This is a genomic window from Micromonospora sp. NPDC048905, from assembly GCF_040649655.1.
In the GTDB taxonomy this organism is placed as follows: Bacteria; Actinomycetota; Actinomycetes; order Mycobacteriales; family Micromonosporaceae; genus Micromonospora.
In genome coordinates, this window is sequence record NZ_JBEZFV010000004.1 from 463124 (window position 1) to 488004 (window position 24881).

General features: G+C 69.7%; 27 protein-coding genes. 15 read left to right on the top strand and 12 right to left on the bottom strand.

The genetic code is table 11. The features are described 5' to 3' along the window. Positions 1 to 115: 115 nt before the first annotated feature. Both AB0C01_RS13520 and AB0C01_RS13525 read right to left on the bottom strand, forming a co-directional pair. A complete protein-coding gene (locus AB0C01_RS13520; protein ID WP_357571233.1) occupies positions 116 to 982 on the bottom strand; it encodes an alpha/beta hydrolase in 867 nt (288 codons plus the stop codon). Between the two features lie 483 nt (positions 983 to 1465). Further along, entirely contained in the window at positions 1466 to 2077 is a 612-nt protein-coding gene (locus AB0C01_RS13525; RefSeq protein WP_357571234.1) for a TetR family transcriptional regulator, read from the bottom strand. Positions 2078 to 2164: 87 nt separating this feature from the next. Here AB0C01_RS13525 and AB0C01_RS13530 point away from each other — a divergent pair, with 87 nt between their 5' ends. After that, positions 2165 to 3427: an NAD(P)/FAD-dependent oxidoreductase gene (locus AB0C01_RS13530; protein ID WP_357571235.1), complete on the top strand. Its 1263-nt coding sequence runs from the start codon at positions 2165 to 2167 to the stop codon at positions 3425 to 3427. A gap of 14 nt (positions 3428 to 3441) precedes the next feature. Here the strand turns inward: AB0C01_RS13530 and AB0C01_RS13535 are convergent, their stop codons facing one another. Genes AB0C01_RS13535 through AB0C01_RS13550 form a run of 4 tightly spaced genes read right to left on the bottom strand, consistent with a single transcriptional unit; the run spans position 3442 to position 6892 of the window. Beyond that, positions 3442 to 4281, bottom strand: a complete 840-nt coding sequence (locus AB0C01_RS13535; RefSeq protein ID WP_357571236.1) for a metal ABC transporter permease — start codon at positions 4279 to 4281, stop codon at positions 3442 to 3444. Continuing rightward, positions 4265 to 5155 (bottom strand): metal ABC transporter permease, encoded by an 891-nt coding sequence (locus AB0C01_RS13540; protein ID WP_357571237.1) that lies wholly within the window; start codon positions 5153 to 5155, stop codon positions 4265 to 4267. The genes AB0C01_RS13535 and AB0C01_RS13540 overlap by 17 nt, the downstream gene beginning before the upstream one ends. Then, positions 5152 to 5922, bottom strand: coding sequence for a metal ABC transporter ATP-binding protein (locus AB0C01_RS13545; protein ID WP_357571238.1), 771 nt, complete (start codon positions 5920 to 5922; stop codon positions 5152 to 5154). The genes AB0C01_RS13540 and AB0C01_RS13545 overlap by 4 nt, the downstream gene beginning before the upstream one ends. A 1-nt stretch (position 5923) precedes the next feature. Then, entirely contained in the window at positions 5924 to 6892 is a 969-nt protein-coding gene (locus AB0C01_RS13550; RefSeq protein WP_357252088.1) for a metal ABC transporter substrate-binding protein, read from the bottom strand. Between the two features lie 225 nt (positions 6893 to 7117). Here AB0C01_RS13550 and AB0C01_RS13555 point away from each other — a divergent pair, with 225 nt between their 5' ends. After that, complete coding sequence (locus AB0C01_RS13555; RefSeq protein ID WP_357252090.1) at positions 7118 to 7504, top strand: DUF302 domain-containing protein; 387 nt, start codon at positions 7118 to 7120, stop codon at positions 7502 to 7504. A gap of 105 nt (positions 7505 to 7609) precedes the next feature. Here the strand turns inward: AB0C01_RS13555 and AB0C01_RS13560 are convergent, their stop codons facing one another. Continuing rightward, positions 7610 to 8425 carry a class I SAM-dependent methyltransferase gene (locus AB0C01_RS13560; RefSeq protein ID WP_357571239.1) on the bottom strand — a complete coding sequence of 272 codons (816 nt, stop codon included), beginning with the start codon at positions 8423 to 8425 and terminating at the stop codon, positions 7610 to 7612. Between the two features lie 244 nt (positions 8426 to 8669). Here AB0C01_RS13560 and AB0C01_RS13565 point away from each other — a divergent pair, with 244 nt between their 5' ends. Beyond that, the gene (locus tag AB0C01_RS13565) at positions 8670 to 9662 is read left to right on the top strand and encodes an NAD-dependent epimerase/dehydratase family protein (RefSeq protein WP_357252096.1); all 993 of its coding nucleotides are present in this window, start codon (positions 8670 to 8672) and stop codon (positions 9660 to 9662) included. Positions 9663 to 9714: 52 nt separating this feature from the next. Here AB0C01_RS13565 and AB0C01_RS13570 read toward each other — a convergent pair whose 3' ends face one another. The 3 genes from AB0C01_RS13570 to AB0C01_RS13580 form a co-directional block, all read right to left on the bottom strand. After that, positions 9715 to 10536, bottom strand: coding sequence for an alpha/beta hydrolase (locus AB0C01_RS13570; protein WP_357571240.1), 822 nt, complete (start codon positions 10534 to 10536; stop codon positions 9715 to 9717). A gap of 19 nt (positions 10537 to 10555) precedes the next feature. After that, the gene (locus AB0C01_RS13575; RefSeq protein ID WP_357252101.1) at positions 10556 to 11125 is read right to left on the bottom strand and encodes a DJ-1/PfpI family protein; all 570 of its coding nucleotides are present in this window, start codon (positions 11123 to 11125) and stop codon (positions 10556 to 10558) included. 92 nt (positions 11126 to 11217) lie between these two features. After that, complete coding sequence (locus AB0C01_RS13580; protein WP_357571241.1) at positions 11218 to 11961, bottom strand: GntR family transcriptional regulator; 744 nt, start codon at positions 11959 to 11961, stop codon at positions 11218 to 11220. Between the two features lie 412 nt (positions 11962 to 12373). Between AB0C01_RS13580 and AB0C01_RS13585 the strand changes: the two genes are divergently transcribed. The 8 genes from AB0C01_RS13585 to AB0C01_RS13620 all read left to right on the top strand — a co-directional run bounded on the left by AB0C01_RS13585 (position 12374) and on the right by AB0C01_RS13620 (position 20737). Continuing rightward, a complete protein-coding gene (locus tag AB0C01_RS13585; protein WP_357571242.1) occupies positions 12374 to 13780 on the top strand; it encodes an extracellular solute-binding protein in 1407 nt (468 codons plus the stop codon). Further along, positions 13777 to 14727 (top strand): sugar ABC transporter permease, encoded by a 951-nt coding sequence (locus AB0C01_RS13590; protein WP_357252106.1) that lies wholly within the window; start codon positions 13777 to 13779, stop codon positions 14725 to 14727. Before AB0C01_RS13585 ends, AB0C01_RS13590 begins: the two co-directional genes overlap by 4 nt. Continuing rightward, a complete protein-coding gene (locus AB0C01_RS13595) occupies positions 14727 to 15638 on the top strand; it encodes a carbohydrate ABC transporter permease (protein WP_357252109.1) in 912 nt (303 codons plus the stop codon). The genes AB0C01_RS13590 and AB0C01_RS13595 overlap by 1 nt, the downstream gene beginning before the upstream one ends. Then, entirely contained in the window at positions 15638 to 16705 is a 1068-nt protein-coding gene (locus tag AB0C01_RS13600) for an ATP-binding cassette domain-containing protein (protein WP_357571243.1), read from the top strand. Before AB0C01_RS13595 ends, AB0C01_RS13600 begins: the two co-directional genes overlap by 1 nt. After that, positions 16705 to 17781, top strand: coding sequence for an ABC transporter ATP-binding protein (locus tag AB0C01_RS13605; protein WP_357252114.1), 1077 nt, complete (start codon positions 16705 to 16707; stop codon positions 17779 to 17781). Before AB0C01_RS13600 ends, AB0C01_RS13605 begins: the two co-directional genes overlap by 1 nt. Positions 17782 to 17929: 148 nt before the next feature. After that, positions 17930 to 19390, top strand: a complete 1461-nt coding sequence (locus tag AB0C01_RS13610; RefSeq protein ID WP_357252116.1) for an NAD-dependent succinate-semialdehyde dehydrogenase — start codon at positions 17930 to 17932, stop codon at positions 19388 to 19390. Continuing rightward, positions 19387 to 19527 (top strand): hypothetical protein, encoded by a 141-nt coding sequence (locus AB0C01_RS13615; protein WP_357252119.1) that lies wholly within the window; start codon positions 19387 to 19389, stop codon positions 19525 to 19527. The genes AB0C01_RS13610 and AB0C01_RS13615 overlap by 4 nt, the downstream gene beginning before the upstream one ends. Next, entirely contained in the window at positions 19520 to 20737 is a 1218-nt protein-coding gene (locus AB0C01_RS13620; RefSeq protein ID WP_357252122.1) for an iron-containing alcohol dehydrogenase, read from the top strand. Before AB0C01_RS13615 ends, AB0C01_RS13620 begins: the two co-directional genes overlap by 8 nt. A gap of 72 nt (positions 20738 to 20809) precedes the next feature. Here the strand turns inward: AB0C01_RS13620 and AB0C01_RS13625 are convergent, their stop codons facing one another. Further along, positions 20810 to 21736: an alpha/beta hydrolase gene (locus tag AB0C01_RS13625; RefSeq protein ID WP_357252125.1), complete on the bottom strand. Its 927-nt coding sequence runs from the start codon at positions 21734 to 21736 to the stop codon at positions 20810 to 20812. 80 nt (positions 21737 to 21816) lie between these two features. Here AB0C01_RS13625 and AB0C01_RS13630 point away from each other — a divergent pair, with 80 nt between their 5' ends. Beyond that, positions 21817 to 22383, top strand: a complete 567-nt coding sequence (locus tag AB0C01_RS13630; RefSeq protein WP_357252128.1) for a TetR/AcrR family transcriptional regulator — start codon at positions 21817 to 21819, stop codon at positions 22381 to 22383. 75 nt (positions 22384 to 22458) lie between these two features. After that, positions 22459 to 23019: a hypothetical protein gene (locus AB0C01_RS13635; protein WP_357571244.1), complete on the top strand. Its 561-nt coding sequence runs from the start codon at positions 22459 to 22461 to the stop codon at positions 23017 to 23019. A 36-nt stretch (positions 23020 to 23055) separates the two neighbouring features. Here AB0C01_RS13635 and AB0C01_RS13640 read toward each other — a convergent pair whose 3' ends face one another. Then, a complete protein-coding gene (locus AB0C01_RS13640) occupies positions 23056 to 23583 on the bottom strand; it encodes a MarR family transcriptional regulator (protein WP_357571245.1) in 528 nt (175 codons plus the stop codon). Positions 23584 to 23655: 72 nt separating this feature from the next. On the opposite strand from AB0C01_RS13640, the gene AB0C01_RS13645 reads away from it, so the two are divergent. Both AB0C01_RS13645 and AB0C01_RS13650 read left to right on the top strand, forming a co-directional pair. Continuing rightward, positions 23656 to 24294, top strand: a complete 639-nt coding sequence (locus AB0C01_RS13645) for an NAD(P)H-binding protein (protein WP_357571246.1) — start codon at positions 23656 to 23658, stop codon at positions 24292 to 24294. Positions 24295 to 24563: 269 nt separating this feature from the next. Next, positions 24564 to 24863 carry a hypothetical protein gene (locus tag AB0C01_RS13650; protein WP_357252139.1) on the top strand — a complete coding sequence of 100 codons (300 nt, stop codon included), beginning with the start codon at positions 24564 to 24566 and terminating at the stop codon, positions 24861 to 24863. Positions 24864 to 24881: the final 18 nt, after the last annotated feature.

The following is a 24881-nucleotide window of genomic DNA, read 5'->3' on the forward strand; positions in this document are numbered from 1 at the left end:
TCCCCCCGGCCCCGGGGGACCCCCCGCGGGTGGGGGGCGCCCCCCCCCCCCGGCGGGGGGGGGGGGCCCCCCCCCCCCCCCCCACCACTGTTGCTGCCGATGGCAGGAGGTTCGGTCAGGCGGTCGTCCGGGCCGCCTCCAGGATGACCTCGGTAACCTCACCGGGATGCGAGATCAGGCCCAGGTGACCGGCGTCGATCCGGGTGATGTCGGCCCCCGCCCGCTTCATCATCGCCTCCTGGCTGGCCGGCGGGATGACCCGGTCCTCGGTGCCGATCACTGCCCATACCGGGATCGTCTTCCACGCCGGCTCGGTGGCCGGCACCGCCAGGGCGTTCGTGGCCAACGCGGCCTGGGTCACGGCGAGCACCTCCGCCTGGCGGCGGGGCAGACCGTTGGCGAAGCCGGGGATGAACACCTTCGGCAGGACGTACGCGTCGGCCGCACCTTCCGGGGCACCCGGGAACGGCACGAGCTTGAAGACGCTCGTGGGGTCGGTCAGGGCCGGCTCCAGCACCGAGCCGGAGCCGGCCGTGAGCTCCTCGACGGTCTCGCCCTTCTCCGGAGCGAAAGCGTCGACGAACACGAGCGCCTTGACGTTTTTGTTGCCGGTCGCAGCATCGCTTGTGACGAAACCGCCGTAGGAGTGGGCCGCGATGACGACGGGACCCTCGATGGTGGACAGGAAGTCCTTCAGGTAGCCGCTGTCGATCGTCGGCCCCCGGTTGGGTTGCGGCGCGACCTGCACCTCGAAGCCGCGTGCCTGGAGTCTGCGGACCTCCCCGCTCCAGCTCGAGCCGTCGGCCCAGGCGCCGTGCACCAGGACGATCGTCGGTCTGCCGTCACTCCCCCGGTCGGGGGTTGGTGGCACACCGCCGTCCGCGAACACGTGTGGGGCGGATGAGCCGAGCACCGTCACCAGCGTTGCGGCGACGAGCGTTGCGGCGATGGTCTTCGGCCGACGTAGTGAGATACCGAGCATGTCTCGTCTCCCTCGTTGGTAAGTGACTTACGAACGTGGGCAGGCTGCGATACCGCCAAGACGTGCTTCACCGCCCGATCCTCACCGTACTAACCTTCAGCGGATATCTCGGACAGAAGACGAAAGATGCTCAAATTTCAGTATGGTGAGGGACACACGGAGCCGCCACCGCCATACCCCTGGGCAGTGCTCAGGCGATGATCTCGGCCATCCGTCCGGGCTGCTCCAGCATGATGAAGTGGCCGGGTCGGGAACGCCCGTGCTGCCGGCGAACCGCCCTTCATGATCGTCGCGGTGCCGAACCGATTCTCGGCGGCACCCAGGAGCGGGCCGATCACCGGGAAGGCGGCGCCGCCGAGGATGACGTTGGCCGTGCGTCGTCCACGGCGTACACCGTCGGCGAAGCCTCGGCTGTCGAGTCGCCGACCGCGGCGGTCTGCCCGCTCGGACACTGACACGGGGCGCCCGGCAACGCTCTCGCCCCTAGACCGGTTCGGCGAGGCGGGCGATGACGCGACGTAGCTGCTCGGCGTAGGCGTGGAGGAATTCCGGTGAGTCGGCGGCGAGGCCGGTCATCCGACGGGCGACCTGGGGCAGCACCGTCGGCGCCAGTGTCGCCGCGAAGAGCAGCACCTGGACGTACGCGGGGTCCAGATCGTCGGCGAGCTCACCGGCCTGCTGCCGGCGACGCATGTCGTCGACCATCGCGGCGAAGTAGTCGTCGGTCACCGGGTCGGCATCCGACTCGGCCCGGGTGAGCCCCTCCCAGGCGAGCAGCCGCGCCCACGACCGCTGCGGGTCACCGGGGGCGAGGAACCCGCTCACGATCTCAGCCAACGGCAGGTCCGGTCGGGCGGCGCCGTTGGTCGTCTCCCAGGTGCGCTGAAGGGCCCGGTAGAGACCGTCCTTGCCGTCGAAGTAGTACGAGATCAACTGCTGGTTGACCCCGGCGCGGGCGGCGATCGCGCCAGTCCGGGCACCGGCGAAACCATGTTCGCTGAACTCGATGAACGCCGCGTCGAGGATGCGCTCACGGGTGCGCTCGGGATCGCGTTTGCGCTGTTCACCACTCGGGGACCGGCGAGGCTTGCCCATGAAGATCACCGTAACACGGTCATCCGGGCAACTATCTCAATCAACTGTTTGATTGACAGTGACATGCAGTTGGGTGATAGTCGTTGCATGGTCACACCCAGCGTCATGATCATCGGTGCCGGTATCGGCGGCCTGTGCCTGGCCCAGGGCCTACGCCGCGCCGGAGTGTCGGTGACCGTCCACGAACGCACCAAGGCCCGCACCGACTGGCTTCAGGGCTACCGCATCCACATCAACCCGAACGGCAGCCGAGCGCTGCACGCGTGCCTACCGCCCGCCACCTGGCAGGCTTTCCTCGACACCGTCTCGATCGACACCGGCGGCTTCGGTTTCACCACCGAGCGGCTCGACGATCTACTCCGCTTCACCCCCGAGGAGATCACGCCGGCCGGCGCTCCCGAAGGACGGCACTACGGTGTCAGCAGGATCAGCCTGCGCGAGGTGCTGCTGTCCGGCATGGATGACGTGGTGCGGCTGGACCACGAATTCACGCACTATGAGGCGACGACCGACGGGCGGGTGACCGCCTACTTCACCGACGGCGGCACGGCCACCGCCGACGTGCTCATCGGTGCCGACGGCGCCAACTCACGAGTACGCCGCCAACTACTCCCCCACGCGCGGCGCGTCGACACCGGCGTCGTGGCGGTCGCCGGCAAACATCGCCTCGCCGACGCGGCCCTACCCAGGGTGCTGACCCAGGACGTCAACCTCGTGATCCCGAAAAGCCGTGGATCCTTCTTCACCGCGGTGTGGCACCCCGGCCCGCAGGTGATCGCCCCGCCGGACCAGTTCCTGCTCGACAACACCACTGCCTACCTCCTCTGGGGCTACACGGACGCGGCGACGGCTTTCCCGGCCGAGGGCGTCGAGTCCCTCCCCGGAACGGACCTCCAACGCCTGGTGCTGAACCGCACCGACGGATGGGCACCGGCGCTACGGGAAGTGATCGCCGGCTCCGACCCACAGACGATCAACGCCATCCGGGTGCGCAGTGCCACTCCCGTCAAGGCGTGGGAGACCGGACGGGTCACCCTCCTGGGCGACGCGATCCACAACATGACCCCGATGGCGGGGATCGGCGCCAATACCGCGCTGCGCGACGCCGCCCTGCTGTGCGTCAAGCTCACCGAGGTCCACGCCGGCACGACCGCGATGGTGCCCGCTCTGCACGACTACGAACGTCAGATGCTCGACTACGGCTTCGCTGCGGTGCGACAGTCGCTGCGCAACGCCCGCCAGGCGAGCACCACCAACCGCCTGGCCAGGACCGCATTCCGCGCGGCACTGCGTACCGCCAGTGCCGTACCGCCGCTGCGCCGCCGGATGGCCACCCAACTCGGCCAGTGACCGGTGCGCGGTGCTCATGCCGGGAACGTCCGCAGGCGGGTGGTCGCCGTGGGCCGGGATCTGAGCAGCCGGGACAGCACTGTCGACAGGGCCAGGATCGCGGTGGCGGTCAGGGTGATGCTCGCGCCGGCGGCGACGTCCCAGTGGCTCGACGCGTACAGGCCGCCGAGCCCGCTGAGGGCGCCGAGCGTGACGGCCAGGGCGGTGATGGTGCTCAGCCGGTGCGACCACTGACGCGCCGCGGCCGCCGGCGCGACGATGAGGGCGAGGGCGAGGATCGTGCCGATGGCCGGGACGATCGTCACGACCGCCGCCTGGATGGCGAGCAGCAGCACGACGTCCCAGACACCGGTGGCGAAGCCGGCCGCCTGCGCGCCGGTCCGGTCGAAGCCGCTGTAGCGCAGCGGACGGGCGCAGGCCAGCAGGACGGCCACGACGACGACGAGCACGACGGCGGTGGTCCCGAGGTCCTGCGGGCTGACGGTGAGGATCGACCCGACCAGAAACGAGGTCAGGTCTCGGCTGAAGCCGTTCTGGGTGGCGACGAGCCCGGCGCCGAGGGCGAAGCCGCCGGAGAGCAGGACGCCTGTCGCCGCGGCCGTGTTCTGGCTCCTGTGGCGGCTGAGCACGCCGACACCCAGCGCGACGATCGCGCCGGCGACCACACCGCCGACGACGATGTTGACGCCGATGATGGACGCCGCCACCACCCCGGGGAACGTGGCGTGGGTCAGTGCCATGGTGAAGAAGGACAGCCGACGGAGTACGACGTGGACGCCGACGAGTCCGGCGAGCGCGCCGGCGAGCAGCACCTCGGCCGTGGCCCGGTGCAGCGCGTCATCCCACCAGTTCATGGGGGGACCTCCGTGCCTCGGTGGAGATGCTCTGCCCGTGGTTGCGTCTCGACCGCAGCGCGCCCAGTGGGAGCAGCAGCAGGTAGGCGAGCACGAGCAGCAGGACGACCGCGGAGGCCGAGGTCAGGGAGATGCCGTAGTCGACCGATGCGGTCCAGCTCGTCAGCAGGCCACCGTATGCGGCGACGAGGATGAGCCCGGTGCCGATCACCGCCATCAGCGGCAGGCGTGTGGTGAGCAGGCGGGCGGTCGCGGCCGGCACGATGAGCAACGCCACCACGAGGATGGTGCCGACGGCGCGTACCGCGGCGACGACGACGAGCGCGACGATGATGTTGAGCAACAGGTCGAGCCCGGCGATCCGGAAGCCTGCGGCGGCCGCTCCGGCCGGGTCGAAGGTCCGGAAGACCAGAGCGCGGGCGCTGATCAGCAGCAGCCCGAGGATGACGACCGCCAGCACGGCGGTCTCCGCGATCTGGCGCGGCGTCACCGTCAGGATGCGCCCGAACAGGAACGACGTCAGATCCGAGGTGTACGAGGAGCGCCGCGACACGAGCACCACGCCGATCGAGAACATGGCGGTGAGCACCACGGCGGTGGCGGCATCGTCGGACAGCGCACCTCCACGGCTGAGCAGGGTCAGCGCCACCGCGGTCACGACGCCGGCGACCAGCGCCCCGACCACGATGCCCTCGATGCCACCGGCCAGGAACCCGATGACGACGCCGGGAAACACGGTGTGCGTCAGCGCGTCGGAGACGAACGACAGGCGGCGGGCGAAGACGAAGACACTTACCGGTCCGCAGACGAGGGCGAGCAGCGCGAGCTCGGCCAGGGCACGCCCCATGAACGGTACGGTGAACGGCTCGATCACGGCTCCACCAGCACTGTCCGGCCGTCTCTCAACTCGATGGCGTGTCCGCCGTACGCGCGGCGCAGCGTCTCGGCGGTCAACGTCTCGTCGGGCGGGCCGACCGCCCACTGCCGGCCGTTGAGCACGCAGACCGTGTCGGCGAGTTCGTGCGCGACCGTCAGGTCGTGGGTGCTCAGCACCAGGGTCGTCCCGGCCGCGCTGAGGTCGCGCAGGACGGACAGGATGGCGTCCTGGCTCACCGCGTCGACGCCGTTGAACGGCTCGTCCAGGAGCAGCAGTCGTGGCTCGGCGGCGATGGCGCGGGCCAGCAGCACCCGCTGGCGTTGACCGCCGGAGAGCACGCCGAAGTGGGTCTTCGCGTGCTCGACGAGGCCGAGCCGGTCGAGCGCCTCGTGGACCGCTCGACGGTCGGCGGCGCGGGTGGGGCGCCACCAGCCGATGCGTCGGTAGCGGCCCATCATGACGACCTGGCCCGCGGTCACCGGGAAATCGGCGTCGAGGGAGTCGGTCTGCGGGACGTATCCGGTGCGGGTCCGAGCCTGGGCCGGCGCGCCCCCGAGGACGGTGGACGTGCCGGCGAGGACCGGCACCAGGCCGAGGATCGACGTGATCAGCGTGGACTTGCCGGCGCCGTTCGGCCCGACCAGCGCCAGGCGCTGCCCGGGGACCAGGTCGAGGTTGACGTCGGTGAGCACCGGCGTGCCGTGGTAGCCGACGCTCACCTCGGTGTAGCGAACGGCGGCGCCGGCCACCGCGACATCGCCCATCTCAGCCGCCCAGAGCCGTGACGATGACCTGGGTGTTGTGCCGCTCCGCGCCGAGGTACGTGCCCTGGGGCGTGCCCTCGGCGCCGATGCTGTCGCCGTAGAGGGCGTCCGCACCGCCGATGACCTTGACGCCGGCCTGGGTGGCGATCGCCTCCGCGCTCTTGGGCGGCAGCGACGTCTCCGCGAAGATGGCCTTCGTACCCGTGGCCTTGATCTTGGCAACGAGGTCGTTGAGCTGCTTCGCACTCAGCTCGGCGGAGGTGTCGAGGCTGGGGATGACCGAGCCGACGAACTGCAATTTGTACCGGTCGACGTAGTAGCCGAAGGCATCGTGGTTGGTCACGAGCTTGCGTTGCTCGGCAGGGATCCGGGCGAAGGCCGCCTCGTTGTCCGCGTCGAGCTTGTCGAGTTCGGCCCTGTAGCTCTTCAGATTGCCGGCGAAGGCGGCCGCGTGCGCGGGGTCGGCCGCGGCGAGGCTTTTCTCGATGTTGGCGACCATCGTCTTGGCGTTCAACGGGTTGTGCCAGATGTGTGGGTCGTGCGCCTCGGCCTCGTGCGCGCCCTCGCCCTCCTCGTGGCCGCCCTCGCGCAGGGTGACGCCCTGACTGGAGTCGACGAGGGCGCCCTTGAAGCCGGCCGACTCGATGGTCTGGTCGAGCCACCCCTCGAGGCCGACACCGTTCTTGACGACGATGGCGGCCTTGCCGATCGCCTGGATGTCGGCCGGCGTGGGCTCGTAGTCGTGCGGGTCGACGTTGGGCTTGATGATCTGGGTCACGGTGACGTCGCTGCCGCCGATGGTGCGGACGAAGTCGGCCACCTCGGGGGTGGTGGCGACCACCGCGAGCCTCGTGCCGGACGAGGTGTTGCCGCTGCCCTCGGCCGCGTCCTCCCCCGAGCCACAACCGCCGAGGAGAACGAGCGCGGCGGCTGCCGCCGCTGCGATGATCGTGCGTTGTCCATGCTTCACGAAACGCTCCATTCCTGAGGCACGGAACGGTAATCGTTTTCATTAAGTATCGTCTAATGGCGAGATGACCACACGTGCATGTGTCCCCGCCCCCGGCGCTCAGGGAGGCGGCGACGGTTGGCACCCAACCCGGGTGTCGTTTCGCGGCGAACCTCCCCGGACCAGCCTCGCTTGTGGGGAGGATGAGAGGTATTCGCCCAGGGACGCGGTGAGCGGAGGTCGGTCGTGCACGACGGATTGGTGACCAGGCGCAGCGCCCGGGGTGTCGGAGAGACGATCTCCGCGCTGAGGGCTGAGGCGGAACGCGTAGGCGCCGCGGTGGTGGCGGTCGTCGACCACGCGGCGGCCGCCGGCAAGGCCGGGCTGAGCATGCCCGACACCCAGGTGATCATTTTCGGGAACCCGCAGGCGGGCACTCCGCTCATGCAGGCCCGGCCCGAGATCGCGATCGACCTGCCGATGCGAGTCATGGTGCGAGACGACGGCCAGCCTGGCTCGCTGATCACCTGGCAGGATCCGGCGTACCTCGCCCAGCGCTACGGACTGGGCGAGGACCAGCTGGCACCCCTACGCGCCCCGGCCACGATCGCCTCCGCGATCGACGGCGGCTGAGCGCGGCCCTCGGCGTCCCGGCGACGCGGCTCGGTCCGGATCCTCCAGGTCGCGAGGAGCGGCACGCCGATCTGGACGTTGCTGGCACCCACGGCGGCGCGCCCGTCAACGCTGGTTCGGCGGAGCCGTCGTCGGTGCGGTACCGCGGATCGCCCAGGCCCGAGCCGTCAGCCGGATCGACCCGTCGGGTTCGGTCGGCAGTCGGGCGGCGAGCAGATCCCGCAGGGCGGCCCGCTGCGCTTCGCCCAGCGAGGCCAGGTAGGCCGGGGCGGAGCCCTGCCCACCGAGGAACGGTGTCCAGTAGTCGTTGAAGTCGGTGAAGACCGTTGGCACGTCGAGCGCCTGCACCGAAACATCCGTCAGTCCGGCGTCGCGCCACAGCGTCCGCAACGGCTCCGGGTGGCACACCGCGAAGCGGTGCCGGTCGTCGCGGGCAGCCGCTGCGGGATCGAGCGCGCTGGCGGCGTCCCAGAAATGGCGCATCATCGCCATCCCCTCGGCGTAATCCCAGACGTACGCGGCCACCACCCCGCCCGGGGCGACCACCCGAGCGAACTCCGCCACCGCCCGTGCCGGCTCGGGGACGAAGTTCAGTACCAACCCGCTGACGACCACGTCGACGGCACCATCCTCCAGGGGCAGCACCTGGGCGTCACCGACCGCGAAGCCCGCGCGCGCGTCGGTGACCCCGGAGCGGGCCTGCCGCACGAAGCCGTCAGAGGGATCCACACCGGTGATCCGACGCGGCTGAGCTGTGCGCAGCACCGTCGAGGTCAACACGCCGGTGCCGCTGCCCACGTCGAGCCACCGCAGTTCGGCCGGCAGATCAAGCCAGCGCAGGAACGTCACCGCGACGAGTCGGCTCCACCGACCCACGTACGCCTCGTAGGCCGCACCGTCCTGCCAGACCGGAGATGACATTCCCGCACCATACGGCGAACCCGCCGTCCGGGAGCCCATCTCCCCGCGTAGCTGCCGCCGACGGTCCCGCGTTTTCCACACTTGCCGCCGGGAGGACGCCTCAACCAGGTCGCCGCCGCCTACGCCGAAAAACTGTCGGCACACTCGGCATCATCGGTCCACAGCCGGCTGACACGTCCACCGCGATTCTGCCATCAGCGAGCAGTCCTATCCCCCGGCGGGAATCACCTGGCACAGTTCCGGCATGAAACTGCTCGTACTCGGCGGCACGGGCTTCGTCGGACGCGCCATCGTCGACGACGCCCGAGCTCGTCGGGACCACGTCACTGTCTTCAACCGCGGCCGCCGTCGCACCCCGGACGGGATCACCGCCCTCATCGGTGATCGCACCACACCGGACGGCCTCGCAGCCCTGCGCACCGGCACCTGGGACCTCGTCGTCGACACCTGGTCCGGTGCACCCGCCGCCGTGCGTGACGTCGGCACCGTGCTCGCCGGACGCATCGGGCACTACACCTACATCTCCAGCCGCTCGGTCTACACCTACCCGCCCGCCGCGCACCTCGCCGAAGACGGACCTGTGGTCGCTGGCTCACCCGACAGTGACGGGGTCGACGTCGACTACGCAGCCCTCAAGCGTGGTGCGGAAATCGCCGCCGAACAGGCATTCGACGGAGAAGCCCTGCTCGCCCGCGCCGGCCTCATCCTCGGACCGTACGAGGACATCGGCCGTCTGCCGTACTGGCTGCTCCGCATCGCCCGCGGCGGCACCGTGGCCGCGCCCGGCCCACGCGACCTCGACCTGCAATACGTCGACGCGCGCGATCTCGCCGCTTTCGTCCTCGACGGCGGCGCCGCTGGGCTCGCCGGCCCCTACAACGTGGTCAGCCCTCCCGGCCACACCACCACGGGTGATCTGCTCGACACCTGCGTGCGGGCCACCGGCTCGGACGCCACGCTGCGCTGGATCGACCCCCCCACCATCGCCGCTGCCGGCGTCACTCCCTGGACGCAGTTGCCATGCTGGCTACCGCCCGGACCCGAGCACGCCGGCATGCATCGCGGCGACGTCAGCAAGGCCCTCGCGGCCGGTCTGCGATGCCGACCCGTCCGCGACACCGTCATCGACACCTGGGCCTGGCTGCAGACCCTCGATGGCCCTCCCTACCAACGCCCCGACCGGCCGCAAGCCGGACTCACCGCGGAGGCGGAGGCCGCGCTGCTCGCCGCCGCCTGACGCGCCGCACCCACAGATCTGCTGAACGCGGGCCGCGGAGCTGCCGCAGCGGTCACTGACCTCGGTTCGGGTGGAGGAAGCAGGACAGCAGTTGCCTGAACTCGTGCGGGTGCTCGATCGCCGGCACGTGCCCGCATCGGCCGAACACGTGCAGGCGGACGTCGGCCAGGTGTTCGAGCAGGGGCTGGGCTGCCGTTTCGAGCGGGGTGACCCGGTCCTCCGCCCCGTGCACGAGCAGCACGGGCACGCGCACGGCTGCCAGCGTCTGCGCCGAGAGGGTGAGGTCGTCGACCCATCGCGCCCTGGGTGGAGGGAACAACGACGCGAATGCCGCCGCCCCCGCTCGCATCGCAGCCGCACGGGCATCGACGGCCGAGTCGGTCACGAGCGCCTGGTCGAGGACGAGACGGCTCAGCATGTCTCGTGCCCCGTCCGGGCCGGCGGGGGCGGCCCAGATCGCGTCGAGCTCGGCGGACAGCGGCGCCCCGGGAGCGCCCATCGTCGAGACCGCCACGACATGGGTGACCTGCTGGGGGCGCGCGGCCGCCAACGCCAGCGCCACGGCACCACCCATGGAGTGACCCACCACGGCGTAGTGCTCGATACCGAGAGCATCCATCAGGCCCGCGGCCTGCTCCGTCCACAGTCGGAGCCCACCCCGGGAGCCCGCCGGGACAGGCGTACCGCCGAACCCCGCCTGGTCAGGAGCCACCACGTGCCGGGACGTGCCCAGCGCCTGTGCCGTCGCTGCCCAGGCGCCGGACCCGGTCGTGCCGGGTCCGGAGCCGTGCAGCATCAGCACCGCGGGCCCGGTGCCGCTCTCCAGGAGGTGGACCGGGGAGCCGTCGACTGCGACAGTCCGAAGTGCCGTCACCGGGGCAGGCCAGGTGCGCTCATGCCGACGCGGAGTTGACCGACTTCGAGAAGAGCTCCATCATCGCCCTGCCGAACTGCGGCATGTCGGGCCACCCCCGGCAGGAGACGAGGTTGCCGTCTACGACGTCGGGAGCGTCGATGACCGTCGCGCCCGCGTTCTCCATGTCACCGGTGATCGGGGGGAAGCACGCCGTCTTCCGACCCTTCAGCAGCCCGTACACCGCTGGCACCTGCGCGCCGTGGCACACCAGCGCGATGGGGAGGTTGCGCGCGAAGAAGTGCTCGGTGATGCGCCGGACGTCGGCGTCGACCCGGATCCACTCGGGGGCACGTCCCCCGGGGATGATGAGGGCGTCATAGCGTTCGACGTCGACGTCGGCCCAGGGCACGTCGACCGCCAGCTTGCGGCCGTTCTTCTCCACGTACGCGTCGGAGTTGGGGTCGAACTCGTGGATGACCAGTTGCACGTCACGCGTCGTACGGGACGAGACGTCGACGTCCCAGCCACCCTCCTGGACGCGATAGTAGGGATACATCGTGTCGAGTTCCTCGGCGGCGTCGCCGGTCAGGAGCAGCGCTCGGGGCACCTGCTTCTCCTCACAACTGGGGGGACGGGTGAGGTGGATCCAATCCGATCCGATTCGATCGATTGTTAGCATTCCCCGGCCCAGCCCGCCCGTCAAGCCTCTACCGCGACTCCGTCCGCGTCCTTGACCTCGTCGAACAATCGGCGGAAACGCTCGCCGGATCGGAGGATGTGCCGGCGCATCGCATAGGCGGCGGCGTCGGGGTCACGCGCGGCGATCGCGGCCACGACGTCCTCGTGCTCGGCCATGGCCAGGTGGGTGACCTGGGTGTCGAAGTGGAGTCGGAAGAGGTGCACGTGGCTGTGCAGGCGAGCGAGCGCCTCACGGATGACCTGGTTCTCCGCGCTCAGGGCGACGAGATCGTGAAAAGCGGCATCGCGTAGCCCGAAGGCGCCGTAGGCCATGGGTCCGCTGCCCCCCTCCAGCTCTGCCATCTCCTCCAGCATTCGTCGCAGACCGGCCACCTGCTGCAAGGATGCGCGTTCGGCGGATCTACGGGCCGCCGCCGGCTCGAGGAGCAGGCGGACCTCGAGCATGTCCTCGAAACGGTGACGGGTGATCTGGGGCGGAATGCGGTAGCCGGCATGGGGCACACGCACGACCAGACCCTCGGCCTCCATGCGGTTCAGAGCGTCTCGGATCGGCGTCTGCGAGACCCCCAGCTCCCGCGCCAGGACGTCGATCGTGACGCGGGAGCCGGGCTCGATCCGTAGCGACATCAGCTGTCCGAGCAGGGTGTCGTACACCTCGTCGGCAAGCCGGCCGCCAGATCTTCCCGGCGGCGTTCCGCCTGCCACGGCCCTACGGCCCGGCGCGATCATCGCTTCCTCGTCCATCGTGACGTGAGGTCCTTTCTTGCGTCTTCGGGAACCTGTTGACATCAGTCACAACGCTGCGGGATGCTGACGCCCCACCAAATCGTATAGGAAACGCGCCGGATGCTTGCCATCCTGCACCATCGCGGAACCGCCCGTCCATCGCTCCACTTCGATCCCTGGAGCGCCCGCGGGCATGCTCGACGTCCCGCTCGGTGCGTCACTGGGCCGCAGGTGGCCGACGGACGTCTCGACGGCATGAAGATCCAGTACATCGCGGCGTACCCGTGCCGCCGGTCCGCGGGTCGGCTCCCGCGACAGCCCGGCGACACGCCTGAACAACCAGCAACTGCACGGCGAAGCGCATAGCGAGGCCTTAGAAGTCCCCACCCAGAAGGCAGGCGAGAAGATGCGGAATCCGAAGCGAACACGAATGTCCGGTCCCCGGCGAAAGGTACAGCTGGCGACGGCGGCCATGCTGCTGGTGGCCACGACCATGACGGCTTGCGGCGATGACAAGGGTGACGACACGAAGGCGAGCGCCCCCAAGGCGCCGGCGACCATCCCGGAACTCACCAAGGACCCGCTGACCCTCAGCTTCATCTGGTTCGACTGGCCGCCCGCCAAGGCACTGGAGGACTTCGCGAACGCGGAGTACAAGAAGGAGCGGCCGAACGCGACCATCAAGGTCAACACCGTGCCGAACGCGAACTGGCACGATGCGATGTTCACCCAGTTCGCGGCACGCAAGACCGACTTCGACGTCGCGATCCTGGACTCGCAACACATCGGCGAGGCCGTGACGAACGGCAACATCCTCGACCTCACCGACTTCGTCAAGAAGAACATCGACGTCACGGCCTACAACCCGTACCTCCTGGCCGCCTACGGCCAGTACCCCCAGGCGGAGACCGGCAAGCGCGACGAGAACGCCAGCCTGTACGGACTGCCGCTGCTCGGCGACACCTGGACGATGATCTACCGCAAGGACCTGATCGGCGACAAGCCGCCGCAGACCTGGGACCAGATGATCTCAGCCGCCGAGAAGTGCCAGTCGGAGAACCCCGGCGTCAGCGGGCTGGCCTTCCACCAGGCCAACGGCTCCGACGCCGCGGCCGTCACCTACAACACGGTGAACGGCGTCTACGGCGGCAACCTCTGGGACCCCAAGGCGCGCAAGATCGACGGCGTCCTCAACGACACCGCGGGCCAGGAGGCGATGGACGTCCTGGTCAACAAGATGAAGCCGCTGACGGCCAAGGGCTCCGGCAACTGGTTCATCGACGAGGTGAACGCCGCCGTCGCCCAGGGCAAGGCCTGCATCGCGTTCAACTGGATCGCCGCGAGCGGTGGCCTGCTCGATCCGAAGGAGTCGACGCTCGGCACCACGCGGGAGCAGATTCTCGACAAGCTGGGCTTCGCCACCCTGCCGACCCAGAAGACGAACCTGGTCCCGCTCGGCGGCATGGGGATGCACGTGTCGGCCTACTCCGCCGCGGCAAACCAGGCCGAGGCGCTGAACTTCATGGAGTGGTTCGAGCGGGCCGACGTCCAGAAGAAGTGGGCCGCGGCCGGTGGCGTGCCCTCGCGTACGGACGCCCTGCAGTCGCCCGAGTTCCTCAATGCCGGGCCGTTCAACCAGGTGTACACCGACTCGGTTCCGCGCATGCGGGACATGTGGAACGTGCCCGAGTACGCGCGCCTCGTCAACATCGAGAACACCAACGTGAACGCGGCTCTGAACGGTGCGAAGAAGCCGAAGGACGCGCTCGACGACATCGCCAAGGAGCAGCAGGGCGTGCTCGACTCCGGCAACCGCAAGGGTGGCGGCGGACTGTGAGTGACTCCGTCCCTCTGACGACCGACCGTCCCGGGCAGGTGGCGTCGGCGACGCCGCCTGCACCGGGGCGGTCCCGCCGGCTGAGCGACCGCGGGCTCGCCGTGGCCTTCATCTCCCCCGCGCTGCTGCTGTTGCTCGCCATGTCGGTGTTCCCGTTGCTGTGGGCGTTGTACCTGTCCTTCACCGACTACTCGGCCACCCGCGGGGGACCCGCCAACTTCATCGGGTTCGGGAACTACACCGCCATCCTGACGTCGGCGCAGGTCCACACGAGGGCCCTGACGACGTTGATCTACGTGGTCGGCGCGGTCGGCCTGCAGACCGTCCTCGGGTTCGGCATCGCCTACCTGATCTCCCGGCGCACGCACGGGCGAGGAGTGCTGACCACCCTGTTCCTGGTCCCGATGATGCTGTCGCCGGTCGTGGTCGGGCTGTTCTGGCGGTTCATGCTCGACGCGCAGTTCGGCGTGGTCAACAGCATGCTCGGCTCGCTCGGCCTGGGGCAGGTGGAGTGGCTCACCCGACAGCGAACGGCGTTGATCTCCCTGGTCGTGGTCGACACCTGGCAGTGGACGCCGTTCATCATGCTCATCGCACTCGCGGGCCTTACCGCGGTGCCCAAGTACCTGTACGAGGCCGCCTCGATCGACCGGGCGTCCGAGTGGTTCAAGTTCCGCACCATCACCCTTCCGCTGGTGTGGCCGCTGCTCCTCATTGCCGTGATGTTCCGGGCCATCGAGGCGTTCCGGCTGTTCGACCTCGTCTACATCCTCACCAACGGTGGCCCGGGTGTCTCCACCGAGACGTTGTCGTTCCACATCTACAAGGTCGCGTTCCTGGGCTTCAACACCGGGACCGCCTCGGCGTACGGAATCCTCATGGTCCTCGTCGTCATCGTCCTCACGCAGCTCTACCTGCGCTATCTGAACAAGCTCAAGGAGGGCTGATGGCCGTCTCCGTCGACGAGGCCGTGTCCACAGGTCCTGCCCGGGATCACACGCCCCCCGCGCGTCGCCTCGGCAGCCGAGGCCGCTCCGTGCTGGAGGTGACGCTGCTGACCGTGCTGGCCGTCGTCATGCTCTTTCCGGTGCTGTGGATGATCGAGACGTCCATCAAGGAGAACCGGGACGTCTACGCGATCCCGGCCAAGTTCTTCGACTTCAAAGTCACTCTGGCCCACTACAAGGACGTGTTCGTCGACCCCGACGGCGGTCGCTCGGCCCTGTCCGTGTCGTTCCTCAACTCCGTCGTGGTCGCCGGAGTCTCCACGGTGCTGGCCACCGTGCTGGGGGTCCCGGCGGCCTGGGCCTACTCACGCTTCGCCGTGAAGGCCAAGAAGGACCAACTGTTCTTCATCCTGTCCACCCGCTTCATGCCGCCCGTGGTGGTCGTGATCCCGATCTTCCTCATGTACCGCCAGGTCGGACTCATCGACAACAAGCTCGGCCTGATCCTCATCTACGCCGCGTTCAACGTCCCGTTCACGATCTGGATGATGAAGGGGTTCGTCGACGAGGTGCCCGCCGAGTACGAGGATGCCGCCATGCTCGACGGCTACACCCGACTGCAGGCGTTCCGGCGATTCACCCTTCCCCTGCTCGTGCCCGGCATCGCCGCGACGGCGGTCTTCGCCCTCATCTTCTCCTGGAACGAGTTCGTGTTCGCCACCTTCCTCACCTCCAGCGACAGCGTCCGGACGGCCCCACCCGCCATCGCCGGACTCATCGGCGGCACCACCACGGACTGGGGTCTCGTGGCCGCCGCCTCCGTGGTGTTCGCCCTACCGGTGCTCGTCTTCGCCTACCTGGTGCGCAAGCACCTCATCGCCGGTGTGACGCTCGGGGCGGTGCGACGCTGATGGCGGGCATCGAGGTGACCGCGCTGCACAAGCGCTACCCGGACGGAACGGTCGCGGTCGAGCACGTGGACCTGTCCATCGGCGACGGCGAGCTGTTCGTGATGCTCGGCCCGTCGGGTTGCGGCAAGACGACCACGCTGCGGGCCATCGCCGGCCTGGAGAGGCAGACGACGGGCGACATCCGCATCGGCGACACGCTGGTCAACGACCTGCCGCCCGCCGAGCGCGACATCGCCATGGTGTTCCAGTTCTACGCTCTCTACCCGCATCTGAAGACCCGCGACAACCTGGCGTTCCCACTGCGGGCCGAGGGACTGCCCAAGCCGGAGGTGCACGAGCGGGTCGAGGAGGCCGCCCGGCTGATGCGGCTTGGTCCACTCCTGGACCGGCGACCGCGTCAGCTGTCCGGCGGGGAGCAGCAGCGCGTCGCGCTCGCCCGCGCCCTGGTGCGACGACCGCGCGCCTTCCTCATGGACGAACCCCTCACCAATCTGGACGCGGAGCTGAGGGCGGACATGCGCACCGAGATCAAGCACCTGCAGGGGGAACTGGGGGCGACGATGGTCTACGTCACCCACGACCAGGTCGAGGCGATGTCACTCGGTCACCGGATCGCCATCCTCAACAAGGGCCGCGTCGAGCAGATCGGTACGCCGCTGGAGGTCTACGACCGTCCGGCGAGTCTCTTCTGCGCCGCGTTCATCGGCTCGCCGCCGATGAACCTCATCGAGGTGGAGGTGGCCGACGGGAAGCTGCGCGGTCAGGGCGGACTGGTCCTCACGCCACCGCAGGGCCTGCCGCGCGACCGTCGCCTGGTCGCGGGCGTACGGCCGGAGGCGCTGGAAGTCACCGCACCGGGGGCGGAACGGTCGGTGCCGGCCCGCGTGGTCTCGGCGGAGTGGCTGGGCGACGAGATCATCTACGTGGTCGACCACAGCGGCGAGCGCGACGTACGGGTTCGGATGCCACCGACTGTCCGGTTCGCCGCTGACGCAACGGTCGGGCTGCGGCACACCGGCGGGACCCCGGCGGTCTACGACGTGAGCACGGAAGAGCTGGTGGCCTGATGGGAACCGTGGCAGTACAGGGGCTGTGCAAGTCCTTCGGTAAGGTCCAGGCCCTGGACGGCGTGACGCTGGACGTGCCGGACGGCTCGTTCTTCGTCGTACTCGGGCCGTCGGGGGCGGGCAAGACGACGACCCTGCGGGCGATCGCCGGCCTGGACAAGCTCGACGCCGGGTCGGTGCATCTGGACGGCAGGGACGCGACCGGCGACGCCCCGGCCGCACGCGACCTGGCCATGGTCTTCCAGAGCTACGCCCTCTACCCGCGACACACGGTGTACGAGAACATCGCCTCGCCGCTGCGGGCACGCCGCCGCTCGTCGAGTGAGATCGCCGCCGCCGTCGAGCAGATGTCGAACCTGCTGCACATCGAACGTCTGCTGCAACGCCGTCCCGCGCAGTTGTCGGGCGGTGAGATGCAGCGGGTCGCCCTGGCCCGGGCGCTGGTGCGTAGCCCGCGCGCGTTCCTCATGGACGAGCCGCTGACGAACCTCGACCTCAAGCTCCGCGTCGAGATGCGCACCGAGCTCACCCGCATCCACCGGAGCCTCGGCGCGACCTTCGTCTACGTGACCAACGACCAGGTCGAGGCCCTGTCCATGGCCGACCAGGTCGCGGTCCTCAAGGAGGGCAAGGTGCAGCAGGTCGGAACGCCGACCGAGGTGTACGAGCGTCCCGCCAACACGTGGGTGGCCGGATTCGTCGGGAGCCCGCCGATCAGTCTGCTCGCCTGCCACGCCGAGGGAGATCGTCTGGTCGGCGCGGAGGGATGGACGCTGCCGCGGCCTCGCTGGACCACGGCTGAGGACGGTCGTGCCCTGCTGCTGGGTCTGCGCGCGGAGGACCTGTCCGTCGAGCAGCGCGGCGACGCGTCGTTGTCGGGTGAGCTCTACGGGCTCGAGCCGCTCGGTGACCGAACGGTGGTCGACGTCCTGGTGGGGGCGGAGATCCTCAAGGTCAAGGCACGACCCACCGTCACCGGTACGCCGGGCGAGCGGCTGCACGTCACGGTCGACCTGGACCGAGCGCACCTGTTCGATGCGGGCACCGGGCTGTCGCTGTCCGAGGCCGGGCGCTGACCGACGAGCGGCGCCGGCACCGTGCGCCACCTTCCACCCGCTCGACAACCTCGCCCCCGACGAGGGTGTGTGACCCGTCCGACTACGCGTACCGCCCGATCGCTGCGGCACGCCGGACAGCACCAAGAAGATCACAGGAGGCGACGCAATGAGTGACCCGATGAACGTCCTGGCCCCCGAGCACCGGCGGCTCCGGATCGGCGACGCCTGGCGCGACGCCGCGAGCGGAGCCACCTTTGCCGTCGAGGACCCCGCCACCGGCAAGACCATCGCCGAGGTGGCCGACGCCGACGTCGTGGACGGGCTCGCCGCTCTGGACGCGGCGAGCTCGGCGATGGCGGCGTGGGCGGCGACCCCGCCACGGAAACGGTCGGAGTTGTTGACCGCGACGTACCGGGCACTGACCGAGCGGTCCGAGGAGGTCGCCCGGCTGATCACGCTCGAGATGGGCAAGCCGCTCGCCGAGGCTCGGGGGGAGGTGGCGTACGGCGCCGAGTTCTTCCGTTGGTTCGCCGAGGAGGCGGTACGCGTCGAGGGGCGCTACAGCATCGCCCCCGCGGGTGGATACCGCATCCTCACCGTGCCGAAGCCGGTCGGACCGTGCGTCTTCGTGACGCCCTGGAACTTCCCGTTGGCCATGGGCGCCCGCAAGATCGCTCCCGCGTTGGCCGCGGGCTGTACGACGATCACCAAGCCGGCAGGCCAGACGCCACTCACCATGCTGTTGCTGGCCCGCATCATGGAGGAGGTCGGCGTACCCCCGGGTGTCGTCAACGTGGTGACCACCAAGCGTTCCGGCGCGGTGGTCTCCGCTCTGCTGGCCGACAGTCGGACCCGCAAGCTCTCGTTCACCGGGTCGACCGAGGTCGGGCGCGTGCTGCTGCGACAGGCCGCGGACAACGTGCTGCGTACCTCCATGGAACTGGGCGGCAACGCGGCCCTGATCGTGTGTGCCGACGCCGACCTGGACGTCGCGGTCAACGGCGCCATGGTGGCCAAGATGCGCAACATCGGGGAGTCCTGCATCGCGGCCAACCGGATCTACGTCGAGGAGCCGGTGCGCGAGGAGTTCACGGCACGCTTCGCCGAGCGGATGGGCGCGCTGTCGGTGGGACATGGCCTCGACGACGGCGTGGACGTCGGGGCGTTGATCGACGAGGCCTCGGTCAGCACGATCGACGAGCTCGTCGCGGACGCGGTCGATCGTGGCGCCCGGGTCCTGGTGGGCGGCGAGCGTCCGGACGGGCCAGGCTACTTCTACCCGCCCACGGTCCTCGTCGACGTACCGGAGGATGCGCGGATGCTCCGGGCGGAGATCTTCGGCCCGGTGGCGCCGATCATCTCGTTCACGACCGACGACGAGGTGCTGGCGAAGGCCAACGACACCGAGCACGGCCTGGTCGGGTACGTCTTCACCCGTGACCTCCAGCGAGCGCTCCGGTTCGCCGAGGGGCTGGAGACGGGGATGGTCGGCATCAACCGTGGGCTGATCTCGGACCCGTCAGCTCCGTTCGGGGGCGTGAAGCAGTCCGGGATCGGCAAGGAGGGGTCGCACGAGGGCATCCTCGAGTACCTCGACCTCACCTACGCGGCGATCGACCTACCGTGACCGGCCCGCTGCGCCGGGCGCTCGCCTGCGCGACCCGGGCCGCCAACCTCGCCGTCGTCGTCCCGGTCTCACAGGTGACCCGGACGTCCACCCAGCACATCGCCGCCGACGTTCCGGAGAGGCACCGACATGCTTGAGACCGTCCGCGGACCACGCCAACTGATCGTGGGCGAAGGGGTCGCGCAGAACATCCCACGAGTGGTGGCCGAGAGTGGCTCGCGCGTCCTCATCGTGACCGACCGGGTTCTGCTGCGGCAGCCGGGCGTGGCCGAGATCGTGGCCGCGGTGCGGGAGAAGGTCCAGGCCGTCGAGGTGTTCTCCGACGCGACTTCAGACGTGCCCCTCACCGATGTCGCCCTGGCCGTCGCGGCCGCCGCCGAGGTGGACGCCGACGTGATCCTCGCCATCGGGGGTGGCACGGTTATCGACCTCGCCAAAATCGTCGGCGTCATCCGGCGCCACGGTGGGTCACCGCGCGACTTCTACGGCGAGTCGAAGGTGCCGGGGCCGACGGTTCCTCTCGTCGCGGTACCGACGACGTCAGGTACCGGCTCCGAGCTCACCCCCGTCTCGGTGTTGACCGACCCGGACCGCGAGCTGAAAGTGGGTGTCTCCAGCGTCCACATCGTGCCCGACTTCGCCATCGTCGACCCCGAACTCACCTACACCTGCCCCGCGACCGTCACCGCCCACTCCGGCATCGACGCGTTCTGTCACGCGGTGGAGAGCTACACCGCCCGACCCCGCGCCCACGGACCGCGTGACCCGGTGGAACAGGTGTTCCTCGGCCGTAACCAGATCACCGACCACTACGCGCTCCAGGCCGCGGAACGGATCGCCCGTAGCCTGCGTCGTGCTGTCCGGGACGGCGGCGACACGGACGCGCGCGCGGACATGTCCTATGGGTCCATGCTCGCCGGGCTCGCGTTCTCCCACGCGGGCAACGCGGCCCCGCACGCTCTCCAGTACCCCATCGGCGCGGCCACGCACACGCCACACGGCCTGGGCGTCGGGCTGCTCCTGCCCTACGCGCTGGACGCGGCCGGGGATGCCATCGCCGACCGGTTGGCCATCCTCGCCGGGGTGTGCGGGCTCGACGTGACCGGCGCCTCGGATGCCGAGGCCGCAGACACGTTCCTCACCTGGCTCGACGGGCTCCTTGCCGACATCGGGATCCCTCCCACCCTGGCGGACATCGGCGTGGCACGCGCCGACCTTCCCCGCTTCGCGGAGATGGCCAGTGGCGTCACCCGGTTGATCCAGAACCATCCAGGCCCGACCGACACCGCCAGCCTGACCGCGATCCTCGAAGCGGCCTGGACCGGGGACCGGACTCGAAAGTCCTGACTTCGAGCAGGACTGCCCGGCCCGGCCGCAGTGGGTGCCCGCTCACCGCGGCCCGGCCCAGGGCTCGATCGACTATTTGAAGGCCGTGGTGTCGGCTGCTACCGGGTTGCCACCGAGGAAGTCCCTTAGGATCTCGGTGAACCGCGCCGGCTGCTCCTCCGCCGCGTAGTGGCCGCAGCCGTCGATGACCATCCCGGTGACGTCGTCGGCCGCCAGCCGCATCGTCTCGGCGACCGCCGCGCCGGTGTACCGCGCACCGCCGACAGCGAGCACCGGCAGCGTCAGCCGGCTCTTCTTGCGCTGCTCGTTCTGCGCGATCGTCTCGTCCAGCGCCCGGTAGTACGCGAAGCTCGCCCGCAGCCCGCGAGGATCCGCGACGATCGCATCGACGTAGACGTCGACGGCGTACGTGGGGATCGCGTCCGGGCTGGCGGCCTTATTGGCGAACTGGTAGCCGAAGAAGAGCCGCTCTCTCCCGCGGACCAGATCCTCGTTGAGGTCGGTGAGGCGGTTGAAGCCGAAGTGCCAGAGCCGCTGGTTGACCGCGGCCGGGCTGAAGACCGACGGGATAGGTGTGAGACCGGGGATGATGGCGTCGACGACGGCGAGCCGGCCCACCCGCTCGGGGTGATCGGCAGCGAGGGCGTATCCGGTCCACATGCCGATGTCGTGGCCGACCACGTCGAACCGGTCGTGCCCGAGCGCAGCCATCAGCGCGACCAGATCGGCGGCGAGGGTGCCGGCGTCGTAACCGTTGTCGGGCTTGTCGGAGAGCCCGGCCCCGCGCGAGTCGACGGCGACGACGGTGTGCTCGCGGGCGAGGGCGGGCATCACTTCCCGCCAGGCGTACCAGGTCTGCGGCCACCCTCCGACCAGCAGCAGCGGCGGGCCGTCCCCGCCGGTGACGGCGTGCAGCCGCAGCCCGTTTGCCTCCACGAGGCGGCTGGTGAAGACGTCGGTGAAGCCGTCGGGCAGCCGTAGCGAACTCAGGTTTGTCATGCCGGTGACCATACGCATCTTGGAACGATCAGTACAAGACCTTTGGAACGATCGGTACAAGATGTGTAGACTCACGAACCATGGCGGGCCGCAAGCAGTTCGACGTGGACGAGGCGCTACGACGCGCGATGCACGTCTTCTGGCGCTGGGGATACTCGGAAGCGTCGATCGATCGCCTGACCGAGGGCACGGGTCTGGGCCGGGGCTCGCTCTACGGCACCTTCGGCGACAAGAGCACCCTCTTCCGCAAGAGCCTGCAACGGTACGCGCAGACCTACCACCCGCTGTACGAACAGGCGCTGTCCGGCCCCCACCCGAGCCCGAGCGCCGTTGTGGCCGCCTACCTGCAGGTCACCCTGAACCGCATCGCCGACCCAACGGTCCCGGACGGCTGCCTGCTCACGGTGTCGGCAACGCAGTTCCCGGCCCTCGACGCGGAGAGCCAGGTGGCGGTCCGCGCCATGATCGACGGTGTGCGGGCGATGCTGCAGCAGGCGTTGCTGGCGGCCGGGGCCGGTGAGCAGGAGGCGACCGAGTTGGCGTTGTGCACCCTGGCAACGAACAAATCCCTGGCGGTGCTGAGCCGCACCGGCTTCTCGGGCGAAGAGCTGGCAACCGTCGCCGCAGCCGCCGCCCGTAACCCCTAGGGTCCGTCGCGGACATGCCGCGCCGAGGCCTCATCCGGAAGGAGTGCCTCCAGGGCCGACGGCAGGTGTACGGCGATGTCCAGACCGCCGGTCGGCCGTGCGGCGCTGGAGATCTCTCCGTCGTGCATGCGCAAGGACTGGCACTACTGGATCGGTACGTTCACCGGGGTGGTCCACACCACGGTGGCCGCACTGCCCTTGGCCGCGCTGGTGGTGTCGGTTGTGGCCCGCCGTCGCATCGCCACCGGCGCCACGCCGGCGTGGGCGTGGCGGATGTCGCTGGCCGAGGTCGGCATCGTCTACGGGACGGTCCCGTGGGTGTGGATGATCATGTTGCCGGGCGCGTGGGCCGGGACGAGTCTGGTACCACTGCGCGATCTGCTCACGATCCTCGCCGACCGGGGGCCGGTGACGCTGGCGGGCCAGGTCGCCGGCGACCTGATGGTCTTCGCGGCACTCGGATTCTTCGCCCCGCTGCGGTTCGCGGCGCTGGCGTCGGTGCCGCGGGTCGTGGCGCTCGCGGCGGGCGCCGTCGACCCGCGTCCGACACCGGGACCTTGGGACCTCAGTTCGGCTTTCAAGCGGGTGTACGGCATCAGCCCGCAGGAGCATCGCGGCGGCGCGCTGGCCCGATGAACACGGACGGCGCCTCTTTGCCACCCGATCGAGGCCCTACCGAGCACCCGACGAGTCGCCCGGATGGCGAGAGCGGGCGGCTGACTGGTGCAGGCCCGGGTGGACGCCGGCCGGGCTCCCCGTGTGCTCGGCGAGCCGTTGCAGGACGGTGATGAGCCGGGCGCGTTCGCTGGCGTCGAGCGGGGCGAGGATCTCGCCCTCGTGCTGGTCGGCGACCCGGCGAGCGCGAGGCAGCAGCTCGCGCGCGGCTTCGGTCAGGTGGATGGCGTGGGCGCGACGGTCGCTGGGATGCCGCCGACGTTCGACCAGGTCGCGCTGTTCGAGGTCGTCGAGCAGGCCGACCATGACCTTGCGGTGGATGCCCAGCGCGTCGGCGAGCTGTTGCTGGGTGTTGCCTTCGCTTCGCTCCAGGTGCATGAGCAGTCCGAAGTGGTTCGGCGCGATGCCCAGCGGTGCCAGCCGCGCGGTGAACGTCTGCGCGACGTGGAACCCGAGCTGTGACAACAGAAAGTTGGCCCGACTGGCCAGCGGCCGGTCCGTGCCTGGTGTGGAGTCGTCGAACACGTCAACATTGTACGCCCACGTTATTGTCCGCTACGGTAACAGTCACCCTCAATCCACAGTTAGGAGATGCTAATGAAGGTGACCGTCTTCGGTGCGACCGGCGGCATCGGCAACCAGGTCGTACGCCAGGCACTCGACCGCGGGTTGACCGTGACCGCGGTCGTGCGCGACCCGGTCCGCCTCGACGTACGTCATCCGGCGCTGGAGGTCACGACGGTGGCGACGCTCGACGACGCCGATGCGTTGGGGCCCGTGGTGCGCGGCAGTGACGCGGTCCTGTCCGGCGTGGGTCCGCGCGGACGCCGCGACGGGCCGGTCGCCTCCACCGCCACGCGAGCGATCCTGAGAGCGATGCACACCGAAGGTGTCCACCGACTCGTCACGGTCAGCGCCGCCCCTGTCGGCCCGACACCCGACGGGGACAGTTTCCTCAACCGCCGCATCGTTCTGCCGGTCATCAGTGCCCTGCTCAGAGATCTGTACGCGGACCTGCGCGCCATGGAGCACGCGATGGCGGACAGCTCGGCGCAGTGGACGGTGGTGCGGCCGCCGAAGCTCGTGAACAAGACGATGACCGGCCGGTACCGAACCGCCATCGACGGCAACGTCGCCCGCGGCTACACGATCTCGCGGGCCGACGTGGCCCACGCCATGCTCGCCGCCGCAGGCGACCCCGCGACGATCCGCCGGGCGATCGGCATCGCGTACTGACCGACCGCCGCCCACCGTCTGTCCCGATGGACGCGCGTAACGCTCGATCAACGGAGACCGTCGTGCGCTTCCACTCGCCCTGCTCGGCCTCGCCGGTTGGCTCCTCTGGCTGGTCTGGATCGCGGCGTACGGCGTCCTCCTGATCCGACGCGCACCCGAGCTGGCGGACGGACACCCGGGTGGCCCGGCCAGTGGTGGATAGGCTCGTCCTGTCCTGCCGCGCACGGGGGATGCGCGACCCTTCCCGGATCGACCACGGAGGGACTTAGATGACGGACCGAGAACTCCCCGCACTGACCCGCGCCGAGCAGGAACTCGTGGACCGCTACCTGCGCATCATCGACCTGGTGGCCCGGCTCAACCCGGCTCGGGACAGCGGCCACTTCGACGCACGGGGTTGCGTCCTTGCCGCGCAGGCGCTGGCGGCGGAGGCCAGGGCGATCGGCGTGGCGGCGGAGACCATGCTCGAACGCGGCGAGGACGAGCTGCACGCCGCGACGCTGGCCCGGGCGATGCGCGCCCTGGACGGCGAGCGCCGTATCGCACGGCTGGGCCTGCCCAAGAACTGACGTCGCGTACCCGGGGAG

Coding starts and splice junctions, on each gene's coding strand:
- AB0C01_RS13520 (WP_357571233.1), bottom strand. CDS start 982: ATGCTCGGTATCTCACTACGTCGGCCGAAGACCATCGCCGCAACGCTC.
- AB0C01_RS13525 (WP_357571234.1), bottom strand. CDS start 2,077: ATGGGCAAGCCTCGCCGGTCCCCGAGTGGTGAACAGCGCAAACGCGAT.
- AB0C01_RS13530 (WP_357571235.1), top strand. CDS start 2,165: ATGGTCACACCCAGCGTCATGATCATCGGTGCCGGTATCGGCGGCCTG.
- AB0C01_RS13535 (WP_357571236.1), bottom strand. CDS start 4,281: ATGAACTGGTGGGATGACGCGCTGCACCGGGCCACGGCCGAGGTGCTG.
- AB0C01_RS13545 (WP_357571238.1), bottom strand. CDS start 5,922: ATGGGCGATGTCGCGGTGGCCGGCGCCGCCGTTCGCTACACCGAGGTG.
- AB0C01_RS13560 (WP_357571239.1), bottom strand. CDS start 8,425: ATGTCATCTCCGGTCTGGCAGGACGGTGCGGCCTACGAGGCGTACGTG.
- AB0C01_RS13565 (WP_357252096.1), top strand. CDS start 8,670: ATGAAACTGCTCGTACTCGGCGGCACGGGCTTCGTCGGACGCGCCATC.
- AB0C01_RS13580 (WP_357571241.1), bottom strand. CDS start 11,961: ATGGACGAGGAAGCGATGATCGCGCCGGGCCGTAGGGCCGTGGCAGGC.
- AB0C01_RS13585 (WP_357571242.1), top strand. CDS start 12,374: ATGTCCGGTCCCCGGCGAAAGGTACAGCTGGCGACGGCGGCCATGCTG.
- AB0C01_RS13595 (WP_357252109.1), top strand. CDS start 14,727: ATGGCCGTCTCCGTCGACGAGGCCGTGTCCACAGGTCCTGCCCGGGAT.
- AB0C01_RS13600 (WP_357571243.1), top strand. CDS start 15,638: ATGGCGGGCATCGAGGTGACCGCGCTGCACAAGCGCTACCCGGACGGA.
- AB0C01_RS13605 (WP_357252114.1), top strand. CDS start 16,705: ATGGGAACCGTGGCAGTACAGGGGCTGTGCAAGTCCTTCGGTAAGGTC.
- AB0C01_RS13610 (WP_357252116.1), top strand. CDS start 17,930: ATGAGTGACCCGATGAACGTCCTGGCCCCCGAGCACCGGCGGCTCCGG.
- AB0C01_RS13620 (WP_357252122.1), top strand. CDS start 19,520: ATGCTTGAGACCGTCCGCGGACCACGCCAACTGATCGTGGGCGAAGGG.
- AB0C01_RS13625 (WP_357252125.1), bottom strand. CDS start 21,736: ATGACAAACCTGAGTTCGCTACGGCTGCCCGACGGCTTCACCGACGTC.
- AB0C01_RS13630 (WP_357252128.1), top strand. CDS start 21,817: ATGGCGGGCCGCAAGCAGTTCGACGTGGACGAGGCGCTACGACGCGCG.
- AB0C01_RS13635 (WP_357571244.1), top strand. CDS start 22,459: ATGTCCAGACCGCCGGTCGGCCGTGCGGCGCTGGAGATCTCTCCGTCG.
- AB0C01_RS13645 (WP_357571246.1), top strand. CDS start 23,656: ATGAAGGTGACCGTCTTCGGTGCGACCGGCGGCATCGGCAACCAGGTC.
- AB0C01_RS13650 (WP_357252139.1), top strand. CDS start 24,564: ATGACGGACCGAGAACTCCCCGCACTGACCCGCGCCGAGCAGGAACTC.